Source organism: Lysinibacillus sp. AR18-8, assembly GCF_001705465.1.
Classification (GTDB): domain Bacteria; phylum Bacillota; class Bacilli; order Bacillales_A; family Planococcaceae; genus Lysinibacillus; species Lysinibacillus capsici.
Genome location: NZ_MDGU01000006.1, coordinates 337,926 through 357,279, shown reverse-complemented (window position 1 = coordinate 357,279; position 19,354 = coordinate 337,926). Strand labels below are relative to the sequence as shown.

Annotated in this window: 18 protein-coding genes; 17 read left to right on the top strand and 1 reads right to left on the bottom strand. The window is 33.0% G+C overall.

The window, feature by feature from the left end:
• The first annotated feature begins 17 nt into the window (after positions 1-17).
• The 17 genes from BFM98_RS06475 to BFM98_RS06395 all read left to right on the top strand — a co-directional run bounded on the left by BFM98_RS06475 (position 18) and on the right by BFM98_RS06395 (position 18,979).
• Positions 18-1,973: a VirB4 family type IV secretion system protein gene (locus BFM98_RS06475; protein ID WP_066036883.1), complete on the top strand. Its 1,956-nt coding sequence runs from the start codon at positions 18-20 to the stop codon at positions 1,971-1,973.
• Between the two features lies 1 nt (position 1,974).
• Complete coding sequence (locus BFM98_RS06470) at positions 1,975-2,580, top strand: hypothetical protein (protein WP_066036882.1); 606 nt, start codon at positions 1,975-1,977, stop codon at positions 2,578-2,580.
• Positions 2,577-3,617: a C40 family peptidase gene (locus BFM98_RS06465; RefSeq protein ID WP_083225255.1), complete on the top strand. Its 1,041-nt coding sequence runs from the start codon at positions 2,577-2,579 to the stop codon at positions 3,615-3,617. Before BFM98_RS06470 ends, BFM98_RS06465 begins: the two co-directional genes overlap by 4 nt.
• 16 nt (positions 3,618-3,633) lie before the next feature.
• The gene (locus BFM98_RS06460) at positions 3,634-4,551 is read left to right on the top strand and encodes a hypothetical protein (RefSeq protein ID WP_066036881.1); all 918 of its coding nucleotides are present in this window, start codon (positions 3,634-3,636) and stop codon (positions 4,549-4,551) included.
• Between the two features lie 274 nt (positions 4,552-4,825).
• On the top strand, positions 4,826-5,119 hold the full coding sequence (locus BFM98_RS06455) for a hypothetical protein (RefSeq protein WP_066036880.1): 294 nt from the start codon (positions 4,826-4,828) through the stop codon (positions 5,117-5,119).
• The gene (locus tag BFM98_RS06450) at positions 5,119-5,466 is read left to right on the top strand and encodes a hypothetical protein (protein ID WP_066036879.1); all 348 of its coding nucleotides are present in this window, start codon (positions 5,119-5,121) and stop codon (positions 5,464-5,466) included. The genes BFM98_RS06455 and BFM98_RS06450 overlap by 1 nt, the downstream gene beginning before the upstream one ends.
• Complete coding sequence (locus BFM98_RS06445) at positions 5,447-5,908, top strand: hypothetical protein (protein ID WP_066036878.1); 462 nt, start codon at positions 5,447-5,449, stop codon at positions 5,906-5,908. The genes BFM98_RS06450 and BFM98_RS06445 overlap by 20 nt, the downstream gene beginning before the upstream one ends.
• 19 nt (positions 5,909-5,927) lie before the next feature.
• Positions 5,928-7,160 carry a MobP2 family relaxase gene (gene mobP2 / locus BFM98_RS06440; RefSeq protein ID WP_066036877.1) on the top strand — a complete coding sequence of 411 codons (1,233 nt, stop codon included), beginning with the start codon at positions 5,928-5,930 and terminating at the stop codon, positions 7,158-7,160.
• Positions 7,161-7,173: 13 nt separating this feature from the next.
• On the top strand, positions 7,174-7,605 hold the full coding sequence (locus BFM98_RS06435; RefSeq protein ID WP_083225254.1) for a hypothetical protein: 432 nt from the start codon (positions 7,174-7,176) through the stop codon (positions 7,603-7,605).
• On the top strand, positions 7,577-7,837 hold the full coding sequence (locus tag BFM98_RS06430; protein ID WP_066036876.1) for a hypothetical protein: 261 nt from the start codon (positions 7,577-7,579) through the stop codon (positions 7,835-7,837). Before BFM98_RS06435 ends, BFM98_RS06430 begins: the two co-directional genes overlap by 29 nt.
• A gap of 13 nt (positions 7,838-7,850) precedes the next feature.
• A complete protein-coding gene (locus BFM98_RS06425; RefSeq protein WP_066036875.1) occupies positions 7,851-9,554 on the top strand; it encodes an LPD25 domain-containing protein in 1,704 nt (567 codons plus the stop codon).
• Positions 9,555-9,690: 136 nt separating this feature from the next.
• The gene (locus BFM98_RS06420; protein WP_066036874.1) at positions 9,691-10,467 is read left to right on the top strand and encodes a DNA-methyltransferase; all 777 of its coding nucleotides are present in this window, start codon (positions 9,691-9,693) and stop codon (positions 10,465-10,467) included.
• Positions 10,468-10,570: 103 nt separating this feature from the next.
• Positions 10,571-10,807, top strand: a complete 237-nt coding sequence (locus BFM98_RS06415; protein WP_066036873.1) for a hypothetical protein — start codon at positions 10,571-10,573, stop codon at positions 10,805-10,807.
• Positions 10,808-10,946: 139 nt separating this feature from the next.
• Positions 10,947-11,351: a hypothetical protein gene (locus tag BFM98_RS06410; RefSeq protein WP_066036872.1), complete on the top strand. Its 405-nt coding sequence runs from the start codon at positions 10,947-10,949 to the stop codon at positions 11,349-11,351.
• 107 nt (positions 11,352-11,458) lie between these two features.
• Positions 11,459-13,600, top strand: a complete 2,142-nt coding sequence (locus BFM98_RS06405; protein ID WP_066036871.1) for a type IA DNA topoisomerase — start codon at positions 11,459-11,461, stop codon at positions 13,598-13,600.
• Positions 13,601-13,656: 56 nt separating this feature from the next.
• A complete protein-coding gene (locus tag BFM98_RS06400; protein ID WP_066036870.1) occupies positions 13,657-13,893 on the top strand; it encodes a hypothetical protein in 237 nt (78 codons plus the stop codon).
• 1,558 nt (positions 13,894-15,451) lie between these two features.
• Positions 15,452-18,979: a tetratricopeptide repeat protein gene (locus BFM98_RS06395; protein ID WP_066036869.1), complete on the top strand. Its 3,528-nt coding sequence runs from the start codon at positions 15,452-15,454 to the stop codon at positions 18,977-18,979.
• A gap of 214 nt (positions 18,980-19,193) precedes the next feature.
• Here BFM98_RS06395 and BFM98_RS23830 read toward each other — a convergent pair whose 3' ends face one another.
• Complete coding sequence (locus BFM98_RS23830; protein WP_175400720.1) at positions 19,194-19,349, bottom strand: hypothetical protein; 156 nt, start codon at positions 19,347-19,349, stop codon at positions 19,194-19,196.
• Between the last annotated feature and the right edge of the window lie 5 nt (positions 19,350-19,354).

Sequence of the window (19,354 nt, the reverse complement as noted above, 5' to 3'; positions counted from 1 at the left end):
GAAGGAGAGGATTAACAATGAAGCTATTAGACTCTGTTTTGAAATTTAAACAGCCAGTTGAAACAAAGCGAGAGAAACAAGAGAGAGAGTATAATCCCACTTTTTTAGCTGCCATACAGCCACAAGGCGGTATTCAATTTAAAGATAAATACATCCAAAAAGGAGATGGTTATGAGGCCTGTATACATATATGGGACTATCCAACGGGTGTATCAAAATTATGGTTAGAAAAAATATTTTCCATGCGTGATGTCATTGTCACGATGGATATTGCCACAATGCCTAAAGATGAAACCGTTAGTTCGATTAATAAAAGTATGTTAGAGCAGACCGTACGTTATTCAAGTGGTAAACATCAATCTGAAAAAATGGATGCTCAAAATAGTTATCAAGAGTTAGAAAGACTTTATCAGGAAATTTCACAAATGGGTGAGGTCGTAAAACTTGTTGATATTCGTTTATTTGTACATGCCAAAACAATGCATGAACTGGAACAAAAAATACAAGCAGTTGAAACGGATTTAGTTTCGTATGGATTTAAGGGAACGACATTCCTTAATGAAAGTAGTTGGGAATGGCAGTCCCTTTTTGTTCCTTATCAAGAGCAACAAACATTTCCAAATAAAAGAGAAAGTAAAGGCATACCAGCGCTTTCATTAGCTGCAGGTTTGCCTTTTCATTTTTCAGAGCTTAACGATCCCACAGGCAGTTATTTAGGCACGACATTTAGTGGTGGTAATGTTATTTTTGATCTGTTTCATCGAGACAAACAGCGTACATTTTTTAATGCCGTTGTTGCTGGAACGATGGGGAAAGGAAAATCGACACTGCTGAAAAAGCTGACAACAGATAATGCTTGTCGTAGTAATGTGATACGGGGTTTTGATGTAACAGGCGAATTTGCCACGTTAGTAGAAGAATCTTTGAATGGCCAATTAATTAGTTTAGATGGCAGTCAAGGTATCATAAATCCTTTGCAAATTTATCGTATTTCAGACGGCACAGATCAAAAAAGTGAAGAACTTAGCTTTATGCAGCACCTTTCTAAAGTTACAACCTTCTATCAATTTTTAACGAATAATCCTTCAACGGAAGACTTAGAAGAATTTAAAAAAGTATTACGTTTGTTTTATGTATCTTTAGGTTTTCAAGAACGGATTCAAAGTACGGGTGTAACCCAGTTAGCGAATGAAGAATATCCGACATTCAGTGAATTTTTACAGTATGTGCGGAATGAATTATATGAGGATTTACCGCAACGTATTATTCGTAAAGAGTTGTCTATGACTAGAGCCAATCGTCTAGAAAAAATTGAATTAGTAATTGATAATTTAGTACACAGTTATGGTCATTTATTCGATGGACACACATCCATTCCAGCTTTTACAGATGAACAAGTGATTTTCTTTTCTGTCCGTAATCTAACAAGGTTAGAGAAAAATATATTTAATGCCCAAATGTATAGTGCATTAACGTTGATATGGGATAATCTTATTCAAATTGGTACACCTCAAATGCGAGCAATTTATGAAGATAGTAATTTCAATGAAGAGGATGTTATTCGGTTTTTCCTGGTTATCGATGAATCTCATCGTTTTATCAATGCCAATAATCTTTTAGCTGTGGACTATTTAATCGATTATGAACGAGAAGCCCGTAAGTATTTTGGTGGAATTGTATTAGCTAGTCAATCCATTCGAGATTATGTACCTGACCATGCAGATTCGGAAGTTGTGACAAAGATTCGTACTTTATTTGAATTAACACAGTACAAATTTATCATGGGACAAGACGCCAATACATTAGATGCTATGCGAACGATTTTTGAGGGACAAATCAGCGAAAGCGAATTGGCTCAAATACCGCAGTTCCAACAAGGAGATTGTCTATTGTCTATTAATGGAGTAGGGAATTTAATGTTCAGCGTAGAAGCATCAGAAGAAGAGTTGGCAATGTTTAGAGGGGGAATGTAACGTGGAACGTTCTACAATGTCAAAATTAATCTTGGTACTATTCATTGGTTTGGTCATGTTAGGTTTCATGATAAAAATGTTCTTCTATGATGGTAAAAATAAAGATGATACAGGCTTTGAGGGAGAAAATGAATACAGCTACACAGAACCAGTAGAGGAAGAAAGAACAGACTCAGAGACGGAAACCGATAAAGATCAACAAATACCTGTAGGGAATACTGAAATTGATTATGACGCTGAGTATGGGGCTAAATTCGGTGAAGATAAGGTACAGGCAGCAGAGAAATTAGCGGAAAAAGTTATGCAAGCTTGGTTAGAAAATAATACAGATATGGAGATGTGGAAGGAAATTTCTACAGCTCCTTTTTTAATTGTTGTGCAAAATGAAGTAATGGCTCCAAAGGATCAACTAACAAGGAAAGTCCAGTCACTTGATGTTTCTCCTACAAAGGCTTCAGGAGATCAAGATATACAATTCATGGTCTATGCCACATGGGATGTGCTTTCTGCAGGTAAAAAAGTTAGAGAACAATCCAACATGTATAAAATATCTTTGACACTTTCTGAGTCGGGAGAATGGTTTGTAAAAGAGTTGAGTCGTGTATGAAGCAACTCATTAATTTTATTGGACAGCAGATTGGTAAAAAGATTTTGGTATGGATTGCAGGGTCGTTAGGGTTTTCATTCTTTGCGTTTGTAGCTGTCATTTTGTTGGCCATCATCATGATAATAGGTGCAGTAGGAGGCTCAACAAACAATCATTCTATTGGAGGAAATGGTTTATCAGCTTGTTCTGTGACAGGAGAAATCGATGAAGTAAGCTGGAATGCAGCCTTTTCAAATGCAGGGGCTTTCACTGGAAAAGGAGATTTATTTATAGAACTTGCTAGATTAAATGGCATTGATCCTGTATTGGCTGCAGCCATTGCTTTTCACGAAACAGGTCGAGGTACATCCAATGCGGTTGTAAATAAAAACAATCCAGGAGGCATCATGGACCCAGCTACAGGTTGGTCTAAGTTGATGCATTTTTCCACATTAGAGGAAGGGTTGTCATACACAATGGCGAATTTAAAGCGTCGCATTATTGATGACGGACTCTCAACAATTGAGTCATTAGGGAGTGTTTATGCACCCATCGGGGCAGCAAATGATCCGAACGGATTAAATGCACATTGGGTACCAACGGTCACGAAATTTGCTAGTGAGTTGGGTGGATTAACGATGAATTGTTCGCCTATGGGTTCTCAAATTGTTGGAAATGAAGCTTTTAAAACGATTTTAAACGAGATGTTAAAGTACGAAGGATGGTCCTATGTTTGGGGTGGTTACAATCCAAATATGGGCTTTGATTGTTCAGGATTAATGCAATGGTCTTACGCAAAAGCAGGCATCCAACTTCCACGTACAGCCTATACACAATACAAATTTGCTCAACCAATAACACGGGATCAATTGCAACCAGGCGACTTAATTTTCTTTAAAAGTGCTAATTACGCACCAGTTACACATGTCGGTATGTATGTAGGAAACGGAAAAATGTTTAACTCGCAAAACGATGGTGTGCGTTATGATGACGCGTTAACAGGTTATTGGGGATCTGTCATTGTGGGTTATGGAAGAGTGGCCGATTTCTCTGAATAAAGGAGGGCGTTAAATTGTGAAATTAAAAATAAATAAAGGCTTAGAAAATAAATTTTATGTAAGTCTGATGTCGTTTCTCATCATTAGTTTTTTGATTATCTTCACATCCAAGTTGTGGATGTATGATGATAATCCAATTAAACAAACACCTTTTAACAAAGACATAGTTGGTTTAGAACAAACGACATTAATCTTAAAAAAATGGCACTATAATCCCGAAAAAGGGTTCATGGAAGTATTGCTGGAAACACGACACACAGGTTCAGATAACGTAAAACCTACATTTGCATTTGCGGCCAAAGCGTCCAAATCATTGGAGTCTTACCCTGTGAAAATTATCTATCAAAAAGATAATCAGTACGTTCTTCATATTTCAAAAGTGCCTGAAGAGTATTCTGTTATTGGTTTATTTGTTAAGGAAATTCGTGATCAAAAAATACTTGAAAGTGAGGCAAGGGACAAACTGTTGGCTGAAAAAGGCGCTGTCGATCCATCAGCTGTTTTAGATTTACCACAGCCGAAAGAAAAGATTATTGTTGGCGATTATCGAAAAATAAGTGAGGATAAAACCTTGAAAGAAAAGACACAGTTCGCCTATCAAGAAGAATTTATTGCGCTTGAAATTGACCAAATTGATAAGAAGATTCGTACATTGGAAGGAGAACAGATTCCCTTACAAGATGACATTATTGCATCAATACAAAACGAAATGAAGCATCTAGAAAGTGAGCTTGCCTATAAGACGGAAGACGAAAAACAAGAAGTACGTCTACAACTTGTAAAGAAAAAAACAGCGATTGAAAACGTCAATGAGAAGAAAAAAGACTATCAAAATCGACTAATAGAATTACAAAATAAGCGAAAGAAGTTGCAAGAAAAAATTGACATGATTGGCTCCGATGAAATGAAAAAGAATGTAGTTGAAGTCGAATAATACTAGTAGTAAATGGATTGATTTTAGCAAAAAAGCTAGGAAGAAAACAGGAAGAACGTAAGAAATTTCAGGAAGAAAACAGGAAGAATTGCTCTTTTTTATGGGGACACCGAAATACTAGGCTCTGCCTAGTCTATCACCCCAGGTGATAGCAGATTTCCCTTATGCTCTTTCACTCAATAGCCTGCGCTCGCAGGCTATTTTCAGTTTCGCCTCTTTTAGAGACGAAACGCTCAACGCCCTAGCGACTTTGAAGTAAAGGAGAGATTGCACAATGGCCGAAATAAAGGCACGGGTTGATCCAGCATTAAAGAAAAAAATAACAAGCATGGCCAAAAAAAAGAAGATGACACAAAATGATTTTATTAATCTTCATTTGAAACGAATAACGACTCCAAATTTATTTCAAGAAGAAAAAAATCGCTTCGAAGAAATGCTGGGGATGCATATAGAAGTGTTTGCAACATTTGCAAAATCGAATGAAGAGTTGCTGAAGAAACTGATTTCAATTGAGGGCATTTTAAACCAAGAAGTTCAAAAGGTTTTTGAGCAAGAGGTGAACGAATAATGAGTGACATATTAATTCGAGATGTCGATGAATTAGCAATAGATAAAATTGATAAAGCTGCTAAAAAAGCAAAGGTGTCACGCCAGGTTTATTTAAAATCCTTGCTTGAACGAATTGCATATTTTGATGTGTTCATTGAAGAACGAGATCGCTTTGAAAAGGTTGTAATGTCTTCACAGAAACAAATGGAACAATACTTACTACAGCAAAGTGAACTATATGAAAGTGTATTGCGAATTGAATCCATGCTGTACTTATTATTAGATAGTGATGCAGAAGAAATAAATCAACAACTGACAGAATTAGTAGGAAAGGAAGTGAAGTTAAGTGACAGTAACGAAAAATAAAAAAAATTTCTGGTTAACGGATTCTACAATACTAAAGCTCGAACAGTTAGCAACTGAAAAAAATTTAACTCTTGGTGGTGTTATAGAGTACCTAATTGAGACTCTTTATGCTCATGAAACTTCTCAAAATCAAGCCCTTTTAGCAGAAGTAGAAGCAATGATGCACAAACATTTACACAGTATATTGGAGCCAATTACAGAAGACTTAAAACGAGTACGTATAACAGGGAATGTTATTGATCGTAATACTCAGATGATGCTTGAATTTTGGAATCACTATTTCATTATGACAGATGCAAAACAGTTAGGTTCTACTGATCGATTAAAAACAGTGCCTTTTACTCAAGCTGAGGAATTAATAAAAAATCGTATTGCACATAATCGTCAAAAGAAAATCGATCAGGAAACCAAAAGAGCTTTGCCAGATAATCAAGGTTCTTAATGGATAGAGGGAGATAAAGATGAATAATTCTCCTGGCGTTGTTTTAAAAAGTCGCTTTGTTATGCCATCCAGCGAGGAGTATCAGGATTTTATTAGTTATATTGATCGTGATGCTGCGAAAGTGAAGGAGAAAATTATTACTGATGAAAATGATTCCTTTTCTGTTTTTTATCAGTATATGGACTATATGGGAGATGAAAACAAGCAAGGTGCATTGTTTTCATCTACTGAAGATATTATCAATATGGATCAAAAAAATTCATTAAAAGATTTGTTCAAGCAGGCTCAAGAAAATGGTTCTCCACTATGGCAAGATGTGATTAGTTTTGATAACACTTGGCTACAAAAGTATGGATTAATGGATGAGGGTGGACAGGTTAATGAAGTGAAAATGAAAAATATTGTGCGCGCTGCAGTAAACGAAATGTTAAAAGGAGAGAATATGATCGATAGTGCGGTATGGTCTGCAGCTATTCACTACAACACAGACAACCTTCATGTTCATATAGCGACAGTTGAGCCGATACCTACACGGGTTAAAAAGTGGACAAAGAATTTTGAAACAGGTAAATGGGAAGAACAACTACGTGCCAAACGAAAACAAGGTTCCCTTGATAAAATGAAGTCGAAAGTGGCCAACCTTATTATGGATCGCACAAAAGAACGTAATCTTATAACCGATTTGATACGAGGTAGTGTGAATTTAAAAAAGGAAAAGGGAGTCGATTTATCTACACATCGTCAAACGAAAAGGCTTTTTCGAGAGGCACTTCAACGATTACCGCAAGATCGTTCTCAATGGAGGTATGGTTATCAGTCAATTGATGGGGCAAGGCCGTATATTGATCAGATCGTTGATATATATTTAAAACGTTACTATAAAAATGAAATGATAGATCTTCATCGGCTACTGGATGAAGAAGTTGAAGTCATGAAAGAAAAGTATGGAGAAGGTAGCAAGTATCAAAACTATAAACAAACAAAATTAGATGATTTAAAAAAACGTATGGGTAATGCGGTTTTAACTGAAATGCGTGCCTATCAAAAGGAAGCCGATCATCGTTGGTTTGAACTATCTAAATCCCAAAGGAAGTATCAAGCTCCTATGTATCGTCAAAATTTACATGTTTCTAAAGGGTTAAACCAGGCACTAAATAATTTGAATTATCGGTTACGAAAAACGTACCACGACTTTAAAAAAGAACGAAACATGGAAGAATTTGACCGCATGTTAGATGGATACGAGCGTTAGAGGAGGTTGTTAAATGTCCTACCAAGTCAAATGTGAATCATGTAATAAAGTGCTTGATGTAATTAGAGAACCTTATCATGGGGCAATGTGTATGTCGTGTATTGATAATAATCTAGATATTGTTGTGATGTCTGCTCCAAAAGAAATTGGTTTCTTTGACGAAAATAGTAGATGGATTTCCCCCATGAACTATTTAATTCAGAACCTTGATGGAAAAAATTATCTTATACATCGAGAGCTGGCTTTGGATGAACTATGTGAGTACGATGATGACCAAACTTTTTATTATCGATCACAAAAATATCTAAAAGAACTTACAAACATGCCCTCGAAAGAGGCTGCAGAAGAAATCATTAAAAGCTGGTGGAATGCATTTAATGAATTAAAAAATTTTGAAAATAAGAGGGATGGCAAAAATGAACAACATTCAATATGCGTTTATTAAAGAGTTAGAAGAACAGCATGTTACGCTTCGAGTAAATAGTGTAGATCTAAAAATAGATCTAACAGAGGATAATCGACAGTTTATCTTTGGGGCAATTCAACAAGGTACATTTATTGTGCCATTCAATCAAGAAAGCCATGAAATAATTATGGATACCTCATTACTTGAATATTTTCCTGAAACAGAACGTCATGAATTAGCAGATGCCCATTTGATACCTGAAGAACTTTAAAGGAGTAGAGATTATGGTGATGACACGTAAAAAATATACAGCAAAAACAGCAGAGGAAAAGCAAAAAGAGATCGAAGAATTATCAGAGAAAATGACCAATCAACTAAGCTCCTATTTTATAACTGAGGATGCTTTAAAAGAGCATTTAGCTTTTATGTCAATATTTTATAACTATTCCTTGCGTAACATGGCTTTGATTCAAAATCAGTTCATGGGTGCAAAAGCAGTAGGTTCATTTAAGTTTTGGCAGGACAAGGGTGTATCTGTTAAAAAAGGTGAGAAGGGGATTCAAATATTTGTCCCTACACCTGTCACATATTTTAAACGGGATGATGAATGGATACAGATGCAATTCGCTAATTCAAGAGAGAAAGCACAAATTAAAAATGGCGTGCTAGAAACTGAAAAAAAGTTGTTTTTTAAAATTGGCCATGTATTTGAATATACCCAAACAGATGCAAGAGAGAAAGGGATGCCTGTCTCTGAAATCTTTGGCCAGTATCACCAGGATGGAGTGATAGAAAATGAAGGTGAAATGTTAGCAGCCTTGCATAAAGTATCTAAAAATATTGGGTTTGAAATATTACCAGTACCTCCACGTGAATTAGGAGTAGCGAAAGGAGTTGCTTATCCATATGAAAAAATAATTGCCTTAAACCCACGAAATACAGCTTACGAAAATGTTACTACGTTACTTCATGAGTTAGCACATGCTAGGCTGCACACTCCTGATGTTCGAGATAGCTTTACTACAGCAGAACGTGAATTTCAAGCAGAAATGGTGTCCTATGTCGTGGCCAGTCGATATGGAATTGATACTGAAAATTTTAGTCTTTCTTATTTGGCCAGCTGGACACAACAAGGTAAAGAATTAAAAGATAAAGAGATGTTATTAAATGGTGTGAGAACAGCAGCGAGTGAATTTATAGAAACCATCGATAATCATTTTTTAGAAATACGACGTGCAAAAGAGAACGAATTAATGAAGCCTGTGCAGCTGCTATTAATCGAGTACGGGGCTTTATCGAATGCCAGCTTGCGTGCAATTGAAGCTGAGGACTTAAAAGAAATTATTCATGACATAATCACTAATAAGGTTGAGCAATTACAACATCCAGCATTTAAACAGGAATTGGATCAACTTAGAAGTGTCAGTGATGATTTACTTACCTTTGAGCAAGTAAATGCAGATTTTATCCAGGTGTTTAATAATACGTTTAAAGATAATTTTGCCCTCATTAATCAGCAAGAAGTGACTAATCCGAAGATCCTAATCCAATGGTCTGAAAGTGAACTAATGTCTAATGAATTAATGGGGTTTGCTGAAGGAAATGAACGCATGGCGCTGCTTGAAAAGGAAGTGTTTTCTGATAAAGAAAAAGCATATAGTTATCTCAAAACTCGATACCATGTATTAATTCCAAACGGAGATACAGTCGATCTAGTTAATCCAGATCGATTGGATATTGGTGATGGAGAGTACAAGAGTCCATATGATCAACTCATTGCAGAAAATAAGCTAACTGATCCGCAACATCAGGAAATTTTAAAGGAACTCGCTTTGTATGCTGATGAAAAGCAGCGTGGTGGCCAATTAACTGAGTCAGTCCAGGTAGAGAAAGAGTTGCAACAAAAAATACCTGGTGCTCATGATGAAGTATTGAAAAATGAAGTGGGTACCAAACACAAGCGAAGATGTATTGCATATGAACGTTAAGGAAGCGCAGTCAATTTGACTAGCGTTATTTTTATTGAAAAATTAAAGAGGCTTGTCCCTTCAAGCCTCTTAAAAAGTATGTAAAAGAACGCTTGTTCTCCTGATTTAATTATAATATGTCGGGAGGAAAAAAGCTATGAACATTAACAAAAATACTATTTATAACATGGATTGCCTAGAGGGTATGCAGTACATACCAGACAAGTCGGTTGATTTAATCCTGACAGATCTTCCTTATGGAACGACTACCTGTCGTTGGGATACGATTATTCCGTTTGAGCTTTTGTGGGAGCAGTACGAGCGAGTTATCAAAGATAACGGAGCTATTGTATTAACGGCAAGCCAGCCATTCACTAGTAAATTAATTATGTCCAATCTTAAACTGTTCAGATATGAGTGGATTTGGAAGAAAGGAAAGCACACAACAGGATTCCCAAATGCCAATAAGATGCCACTAAAAAATCATGAAAATGTATGTGTCTTTTATAAAAAACTGCCGACATACAATCCGCAAGGAGTTATATATTGTAAGCCTGTATTAATAAAAAATTCTCCTAAAATGAAAATACTAGGAGATAGAAATGAAACATTAAGTAAACCACATATCGTGAAAAGGAAAAACTACCCTAAGTCAGTAATTGATTTTCCACGTGACAGCAAAACTTGGCACCCGACACAAAAACCATTATCACTATTTGAGTATCTTATCCTAACTTATACAAATCCAGGTGACACAGTGTTAGATAACTGTATGGGAGCCTTTACTACAGCTGTAGCATGTGACAATACAAAACGTTCCTGGATTGGTTTTGAGTTGGATTCAGAATACTGTGAAGGGGGGAAAGAACGAGTAAACGAAAATAGACAAAAGTTAGGTTTAAAACCAGTTGAAATTTTGTCCTTAAAAAAGTAAAAAGTAATATTTCATTTTAAAGAGATCAGGACTCATCAAAATTGGTGAGTCTTAGCAGTTAAACGACTATTGTTTTTATCATTTTATCGAGGGAGATGAGTGTATGGCTGAAAAAATAAAAATGATTGCGGTAATAGAAGTTGATGAAAAAATAGCGAAAGATCACAATTACAACATTGAAGAGGAGTTCAAATGGCTAGTTGATAGTGGTATATCATTAAGAAATCTTGTGAGTGTTCCTCCTGATTTTGATATTAATGATTATCTGCAGCAAGAAAATAAACAAATGAAAGAGAAAAAAATAATTAGAAAACAAGACAAAGGATTTTATGAACGTTAATGATAAGATTTCTTAAAATCTAACAAATATTCAAAGGTTAAGGATTCATCAAAATTGGTGAGTCCTTTTTCTTATCAAAGGGAGTTTTTTCAGGTTTTGTAGATCGAATTAAATTATTAGAACGGTAGGAGCGTGTAATATGGTAATTTTAAATCCTTTAAAGAGGTTGAGTGCGTGGTTTTTGATATTAGTAATGCTTTATTTAAGTATCGATGGAATGTGTGTTTTAACAACCATTATTAGTGGATTTGATGGGAAAGAACGTGAATGTATTGAGGGCCTTATGAGCATTTTAGTGACAATTTCCATAACCGTATCACTAATTTTAAAATTTGTGTTTCGGATGTCAAAGAGCTTATTAGAAAGCTTTTTGCTTTGTTTATCTTTATGTACATTGTTAGGTTTATCGTTTTTAGGAAACGAGGGACGTACAACATTATTAATTGTACTTTATCTTGTTTTGAATACGGTTCTATTTTTAGTTCAGAAAATAATTTTTCATAAAAAGCAAAAAAAACATAATTTAAACAATCAACTAGGATAGTGGTTGCTGTGCTGATCTACTTGTAAAACGAGATCTTGATAAATTTGACACTCTAACTTTTAAGACGGCAACTAATCATATTAAATTTCGAATAGGTGGTTATCAAAATGGGATACGTATGTATTTTTGCAGAAAAACCTTCACAAGCAAAAGCTTATGCCGAAGCTTTTGAAGTAGCAAAAAGGGAAAAAACACACATTGAATTAAAGCCATGCAGTACATTTCCAGATGGAGCAGTCATCACATGGGGAATTGGACATCTTGTTGGCTTGAAAATGCCAGGAGAATATCGAGAAGAATGGAAGAACTGGGATATTAAAAATTTACCTATCATTCCAGTGCAATTTGAGTATAAGGTTTCAGAGGATAAAAAAGAACAATTTAATGCTGTAAAGAAGCTATTTAATAACGCTGATGTAGTGATCAACGCATGTGACATTGATCGTGAAGGTAGCAATATATTCTATTCTACTTTGAACATGACAGGTGCAAAAAATAAAACGATTAAACGGCTCTGGATTAACTCACTTGAAGTAGATGAAATTGTCAAAGGCTTTCAATCCTTACAATCAAATGAGAAAGATTTATTAATGTACAGCGAAGCAAAAACTCGTCAGATTTCTGATTGGTTGGTTGGCATGAATGCTAGTCCGTTGTATAGTTTGCTCATACAAGGAAAAGGTCTTAATACTAGTCTAAGTGTTGGTCGTGTACAATCTCCGTTGGTTTATATGATTTATCAACATCAAAAGGAAATTGAAAATTTTGTATCTAAACCATTCTTTGAATTAGTTGGCCATTTTAAAACAGTAAATGGAGCATATTCAGGAAAGGCAAAGGTTAAGACCTATACATTAGAAGAATTAACTTCATTTTTAATAGGAAATAGCCTTGCACTTGAAGAAAAAAACGAAGGTGTTGTCCTGGATTTAGATAAAAAAGAAAAACGTACAAAATCACCCAAATTACACTCCTTATCGACTTTACAGGAGGTTGCGAATAAAAAGTGGAAGTATAGTCCTGCAAATGTCTTAAAAATAATGCAGTCACTATACGAAAAAAAAATCTGCACTTATCCACGTACCGATACAAACTTTATCACTGAAAACGAATTTTTATACTTGTCAAATAACGTAGAGCAATACATGAAATTAATTAATGTTGACTTTTCACCTAATAAAGAAGCTAATAAACGTTATGTAGACGGTTCTAAGGTCCAGGAGCATTATGCCATAATACCAACTAAGACAATACCAAATGAAAGTACAATAAATGCTTTATCTGCTGAAGAAAAAAATATTTATGATGAAGTGCTGCGAAATACGTTGGCTATGTTCCACAACGACTATATTTATGAGGAAACAAAAATTATAACAGCTGTACATGATATTGAATTTGAAACAGTTGGAAAAATCGAGCTACACAAGGGTTGGAAATCTTTATTTATGCAATCAAGTAACGATGAGAATAATAAAATAGAAGCCGATAAGGTACTTCCTAGCGTTTCAAAAAATGAAAAGGTGTTAAGTGTCCTCCAAAGTAAAGAAGGGCGTACAACGGCTCCAAAGCCCTATACAGAAGGTGATCTAGTTAAAGTAATGAAAAACGCTGGGAAAACAGTAGATGATGAAAGTGATAAGGAAATCTTAAACGAGGTGGAGGGATTGGGGACTGAGGCCACACGTTCTAGTATCATCGAAACCATTAAGAAAAATGAGTATATTACAGTAACGAAAAATATTGTTTCTGTGACGAATAAAGGCAAGATTTTATGTGAAGCAATAGAGGGTACTTTACTTGCAAGTCCTGTAATGACTGCTAAATGGGAGGGAAAGCTAAAAGAAATCGGATCTGGAAACAGTTCACCTGAGAATTTTATTTCTAATATTAAAGCTTTTATCATGAGTTTAATTCAGCAAGCACCGCAAAAAATAGGACAAGTCAGTAACATAGAGCAAACAATAAAGATAGAACAAGCAAACAATAACAAAAGTAACTGTCCTTGTTGTAAGAAAGGTCTAATGATAGATCGTAAAACTTTTTTAGGGTGCAGCGAGTATAAAAATGGTTGTAAGTTTACGATTAATAAAATAATCGCAACTAAAAAGCTTACGGAGAAAAATATCAATGATTTATTAGAAAAAGGGATTACGTCAATCATAAAAGGTTTTAAATCGAAAACTGATAAATCGTTTGATGCAAAACTAAAAGTAACTGGTGACAAAGTGACATTTGAATATTCTAAATAGGTCATTTTATTAGCGAGTCATTTCTTGAAAATGGACCGTAAGAAAGGAGACTAATCGTGCTAGGAACTAAGGCAAGACAAAAAGTAAAAAATCCTACTTTAATTTTGGGTTATATAATTGCTACTTTAGTGGGATGTTTAGGTAGTTACCTGGTCTTTTTATGTCTATGGTCATTATATGGAGTGCCACACTTGATGTTTTCGTTATTGGCTATAAGTAGTGGTGGAATTATTAGCTTTATTTTAGCTATTTTCTTGATGGGTAAAATATTTGATAAGCTTTATTTTGACTGACTATATAGTGAGTCTTTTTTGTTTTAAGGAGGTGATTTAGAATTTCTTATTTTTAATCACATAATGTATGGATGGCAAAGTTACATTTTAATTATTATTAGTTATTTTTAGGATTCATCGAATTTGATGAATCCTTTTAATTTGAGTTAACTGGATAAATGATGAATTAGTATTTCTTTTGTATAAGGCACTGACATATTTCAAAAGAATAAAGCTATAACACATGTGATTTAAAATACTTAAAGGGAGTATCAGGATTGAAATTTTTGAATGCTGAGATGTTGAATTGTTTGAAACCATAATAAGAATATTGATGGTTAAAAGAATTCTATAAATAGTTTTCTATATAGTCTGCGTTGAAAATAGATTATATATGTAAAATATATTTTAATATTGATTTTATGAGAAAATATGGTTATTATATTTTGGAGGATATATTAAAAAGAACTACTTATATAATATTATAGAACTACTTATATAATATTATATTCCTATTTTATGTATTACTTTTTATATTTATAACTTTATATAGGATTTTGGTTATAAATTAAATTAAACTGAAAAGGAACTACAATGAAAAGATACAATTAAAGCTCTTAGGGATACAGATTTTATGGTTAATACAAAGTGTTCACCTGACAGATATTTTTATCCAGAATGATTATTTACTATAAGGCAAAAGAATTAAACAATTAAAGTTATTAATTTCAAAACCTTCAATAAGTATAGCCCCGTTCTAAGAAAAGAACGGGGCTAAAAATATAGTTGTTTAATTTGTGCGAAAAGAAATTACTTTGAATTCCAAAAATTTTAACACATCTTACATAAGTGTGTAAGAGAATTAAGAGATACAAATAAAAGGGAACAGGAATTAAAGTTAAATAAAAACACCTTTAATTTCTCTTATGAAGCTATTATAAGCAGCATACACAAACAACTTGAAGCATTTAAAGTGAAAGGTGAGGAAGGAACTGAAATATGAAAAGTGGAATTGGTTACTTTAAGATATCCAAAGGAACCCAAAAGTTCGATCTGGACAAATTGAAATTCCTTTTAAAGTAAAAAATTGAATATTTTAGCTTATTTAATTTCAATAAAACCAGCAGAACAATAGCACTGCATGGATGTCTGATATACTGTAGACGTATGTAAAATGTGTACTTATTACCTCTTACAAACTATCTTTGAAATGCAGAAGAACATATAATCAGTCAGCTAGATGTCCAAATGATTATTACCATAATCCAGAAGAAATATAAAGGCGGTATAAGAAAGGGAGATTATTTAAAGATGGTTTATAGGTAGTTTTCAGAAATGCTTTACCTTATAATACTTCACTGGAAGGTTTGCCTCTAGTCTACTTTGTTTTAAAATAAAATTACCTATTGGATCCATTATTTTTATATTTTAAAGGACACGTTTCAGAGACAGTTGTCATTCTTCCCTACTACTTCACTCCTGTGGTGTATCAGCAGTCACTCAATATTCACAGTAGTTGCCCCATGACCATATACTTAATAAATACGAAAAATAAATCATGTATGAAAGGTGAATATAATTGAATACTACATCATCGATTATCTTTTTAAAAACTATTGCTCCTAAATTTATGTCCTATCTGCTTCCTAAAGTTACAAATACAAAAATTTTTCGTGATATTAAAGATAAATGGATAAGAGACAATTATACGCAAAAAACTACACTTATTTTTAAAGCAGCTATTGAAGACGCAAAAGCAGTATTGAATATTCCTGATGAATTAGCAGTAGCTTTATTAGACGATTCTATAAACAGAAATGAGGTATTCCGCTGGATTTTAGAAGAGGCACCAGCAAGTATTAATACACACGAACTAAATCTCGACCCCTATATGGAATCGTATCGAGAGTACCAAGATTTAATAAAACCCTTTTTTGAATTAATAGCTCTTTGTATGAATGACTATAAAACAAAAAATTGGGATCCAGAATTTTTAGAACTACTATACAAAATCGGAACTTTAGAAGAAACAATTAAAGAAGGCTTTAATACAGTGATTGAAAAGCAAGCTTTAACTACTAATTTAGTTGAAGAGAATAATAGTTACTTAAAAGAAATAATTACCCCTACTGAATTTAATGATTTAAATGATCTAATGAAAAAAGGTCTCTTAAAAAGTGCTCGAGAAAAAGCTATTGAAAGATTAAATAAACCAAATCTAAAGCCCGACGAAACTTTAGAGCTACATATAGTAATAGCAAATACTTTTATTGAAACTAGAGAATTTGAAAAGGCTATTCGACACCTCTACACTGCCATCACACACTGCAAAAACGAAGCTAGAAAAGAACGTTTTTTAGCTCTTATAAACATATTTGAAGAACGTTTTAATAAAGCAGAAATTCACATTGGAAAAGCTATTGAAATAGGTGGAGAGACTTCTGAAAACCTTAGTGTCTTATTAAATGTATTAATAGGCCAAAATAAATATAAAGAAGCTATTGATATTATTGAAAGTCAATCAGACGGAAAATTCGAGGAAACAAAAGCTAGTATATGGATTCTTTTGCAAGAGTTTGAAAAAGTCATTAATCTTGCAAGTGAAAAACTACAAGATAATCAATTTAATATAGTTTGGTTATTAATAAAAGCTGAAGCATTAGTATTACAATTAGAGACTAATCTGTCTAGAAATAAAATTGTATATCCAGAACTTACATTTAAAGGGGTGCTACCACTTCTTGAAAGTATTGAAAAGCAAACAACCGAGAACTTTTATATTTTAGATAGAATAAAAGAGTTAAAAGCTTGTCTTTACTTTAGAACAAATAGGTTTTCAGAAGCTAAGATACTGTATGAAGAATTATTTCAAAAAGACAAAAATTACAGTAGTAAAATATTTGACAATCTACTTCTTAATATTATTGGTTCTAATGAATGGGAAAAATCTATAGTTTTATTAGAAGAGAAAAAAACTATCGATGGTTTAGACTTAGATGAAATGTTACTCTTAGCTGATTCATATATAAATTCAAGCATTCCTGCTAAAGCAGTACAACTTCTACAAGAAAACCAATTACTGGGGGAGCCTAACGATACTAACTTCTCATACTATTTTAAATATATTGATGCGTTGTTTGCACAATTAAAGCATGCGGAAATTATAGAATTAATTAATACATTTAATATCGACGAGTTTAATAGTTCGTTCAAAGACATTTTAAATGGATATTATGCCTTTAAAAAACAAGATTGGGAAAAGACGATATCTCTTTTAGAACCCAATTTAGATAAATTCAATTATCAAGATAAGGTATCTATAAAAGTAATCTTAAGTATAGCTTATTACAATAAACACACTAAAGATGATTATATAAAGTTAAAAGAAATTATAATTACAATTCCTAATTGGATACAACACGAATCTATAGTTAGTCGCTATATCCAAACTCTCTATGAACTTGGTGAATACAAAACAATAGTTGACTTTGAGGAGAAATTGCCTTTTAAATCTGTTATCCTATCTGAGGTAATTGCAACTATTTATTTCAATTTTGGATGGTATGAAAAGGCAAAGCTTAATTATTTATCACTATATCAACAAACTAGAGAATTAAAATACCAATTAAGTTACGCAAATTGCTTTTATCAACAAGGGGAGATTCAAACTTGCCTTGAAATTTTATCTGCTGCGGAAAATGAAGTAAATAAACGTGGAAATATAGAAGATTACCAGTTAATAAGTTTTGCCTATAAAGAAGCAATGGAATATAGGAAATCAATGGAATATGCGTATAAAGCTCTCCTGGTAGGAAAAAATTCCGCAAAAATATGGGGATTTTATTTTTACAATTTTTCAACGCTGAATCAGTTCATTAATGCTCCTGAAGAAAACTGGATAAAAGAATACCAAAATATTATTAAAAACTTTGAAAGTACATTTCCAGATGATGATCCTATTTTCAAAAAAATTACAGTATTAGAAAATGATGAAGTATCTTCTGAATTAATTTCTAACTTAAAACAGCCAAAGGAATCTACAGAAGAACCTATTTCATTATTTATTAAGTATAAACTACCTATAAATTTTCTAGTCAATATCTTAAATCGAAACCCCTTTGAAACATGGGCATATGTAATTAATAATAAGGATCTTCCTATAAAGGTTATAAATGGGTCTATAGAGGAATTAGTGTCAGGTTTAAAAATTGCTTTATATTCAAAAGGAATATTATGTGATTTTACTACCTTACTAATGTTAAATCATTTAAATTTACTTGACATGCTTAAATCAGAATTCAAGTTATATATTCAACAAGAACAATTTGATTCAGCCTTACATGAATATTACAATAATAAACTTTCTATTCACAATGGTATTAAGACAATGTCATATGAAAATGAAAAAATACAAGTAATCGAATACTCTCCAAGCCAAGTAAAAGAAGCAGTACAAAATCAAGAGTATATACTTAACTGGATTAAAGAAAATTGCATAATGGTTGGTAATGTTATTAAAGATCAAGTTTCTAATCCTAAAGACATTCCATTCTTAGAAAACATTTTTGAAATATGTAAAAATCAATCACTAAATCTGTTAATTGATAGTGCAACTGTAAGAGATATAGCTAAAAATGAATTTAATATTAACTGTATTTCTACGCTAGATATAATGAATTTATTAAAATTCAGAAAAATTCAAACGCAAGAAGAACAAAATTTCTTAATGGGTAAACTAATAATGGCTGGTTATACATTAATACCAATTACAGATGAAGTTTTCACTTGTTATATAAAAGAGAAAAATTACGTTACGGATTATGAAATGCAACTACTTTTTAATTATTTTAAAAATGAAGATTTAAAGGTAGAATTTTTGATAGATTTAGTCTCAAATATTCTTTATTGGCTATGGACTGAAATAATCCAAATAAACGATAAACATACAATAACTAGGTTTATTTGTGAGTATATTTGCTTTAACCGAAATAAAGACTTTATCATATCTAATATAATGGTGAGGACTGAAACAAAATTCAATCCTTTTTCAGTACATCAAAAATTACTGTTGAAACAATTTTTAACGGAATGGCTTGCTAAGTCCTAAACATTTCAAATAATTTAGTAAAATTTCAAATCGTATTTACAATGAAGTGGGAAAGTATAACCTACGATATTTTAAAATATCAGTACTGATTCACACCACCTAAGTGGTTTTATAAAAGAAACACAACACTCGTTTACAATATGGGTGTTTTTTTGTGGTTTAACCAAGAGGAAATAGGGTAAAGCATGTACTCCCAATCATTAGATATTTCAAATTATTTTAAAGTGATAATTTCATCCATACGATTAGATACGTGTACCTCCTCTTTTTTTAATGAATGTGCATAAACTTTATAAATCGTCTCTGGAATATCGCCAACTAAAGCAGCAACTGTAGATATCGGAATATTATTAGATAATTGTATCGTCATGAAAG

Excerpts from the sequence above, each read along its gene's own strand:
- BFM98_RS06420 (WP_066036874.1), top strand. The coding sequence starts at position 9,691 with ATGAACATTAACAAAAATACTATTTATAACATGGATTGCCTAGAGGGT.
- BFM98_RS06430 (WP_066036876.1), top strand. The coding sequence starts at position 7,577 with ATGAACAACATTCAATATGCGTTTATTAAAGAGTTAGAAGAACAGCAT.
- BFM98_RS06410 (WP_066036872.1), top strand. The coding sequence starts at position 10,947 with ATGGTAATTTTAAATCCTTTAAAGAGGTTGAGTGCGTGGTTTTTGATA.
- BFM98_RS06450 (WP_066036879.1), top strand. The coding sequence starts at position 5,119 with ATGAGTGACATATTAATTCGAGATGTCGATGAATTAGCAATAGATAAA.
- BFM98_RS23830 (WP_175400720.1), bottom strand. The coding sequence starts at position 19,349 with ATGACGATACAATTATCTAATAATATTCCGATATCTACAGTTGCTGCT.
- mobP2 (WP_066036877.1), top strand. The coding sequence starts at position 5,928 with ATGAATAATTCTCCTGGCGTTGTTTTAAAAAGTCGCTTTGTTATGCCA.
- BFM98_RS06465 (WP_083225255.1), top strand. The coding sequence starts at position 2,577 with ATGAAGCAACTCATTAATTTTATTGGACAGCAGATTGGTAAAAAGATT.
- BFM98_RS06425 (WP_066036875.1), top strand. The coding sequence starts at position 7,851 with ATGGTGATGACACGTAAAAAATATACAGCAAAAACAGCAGAGGAAAAG.
- BFM98_RS06475 (WP_066036883.1), top strand. The coding sequence starts at position 18 with ATGAAGCTATTAGACTCTGTTTTGAAATTTAAACAGCCAGTTGAAACA.
- BFM98_RS06455 (WP_066036880.1), top strand. The coding sequence starts at position 4,826 with ATGGCCGAAATAAAGGCACGGGTTGATCCAGCATTAAAGAAAAAAATA.
- BFM98_RS06435 (WP_083225254.1), top strand. The coding sequence starts at position 7,174 with ATGTCCTACCAAGTCAAATGTGAATCATGTAATAAAGTGCTTGATGTA.
- BFM98_RS06415 (WP_066036873.1), top strand. The coding sequence starts at position 10,571 with ATGGCTGAAAAAATAAAAATGATTGCGGTAATAGAAGTTGATGAAAAA.
- BFM98_RS06405 (WP_066036871.1), top strand. The coding sequence starts at position 11,459 with ATGGGATACGTATGTATTTTTGCAGAAAAACCTTCACAAGCAAAAGCT.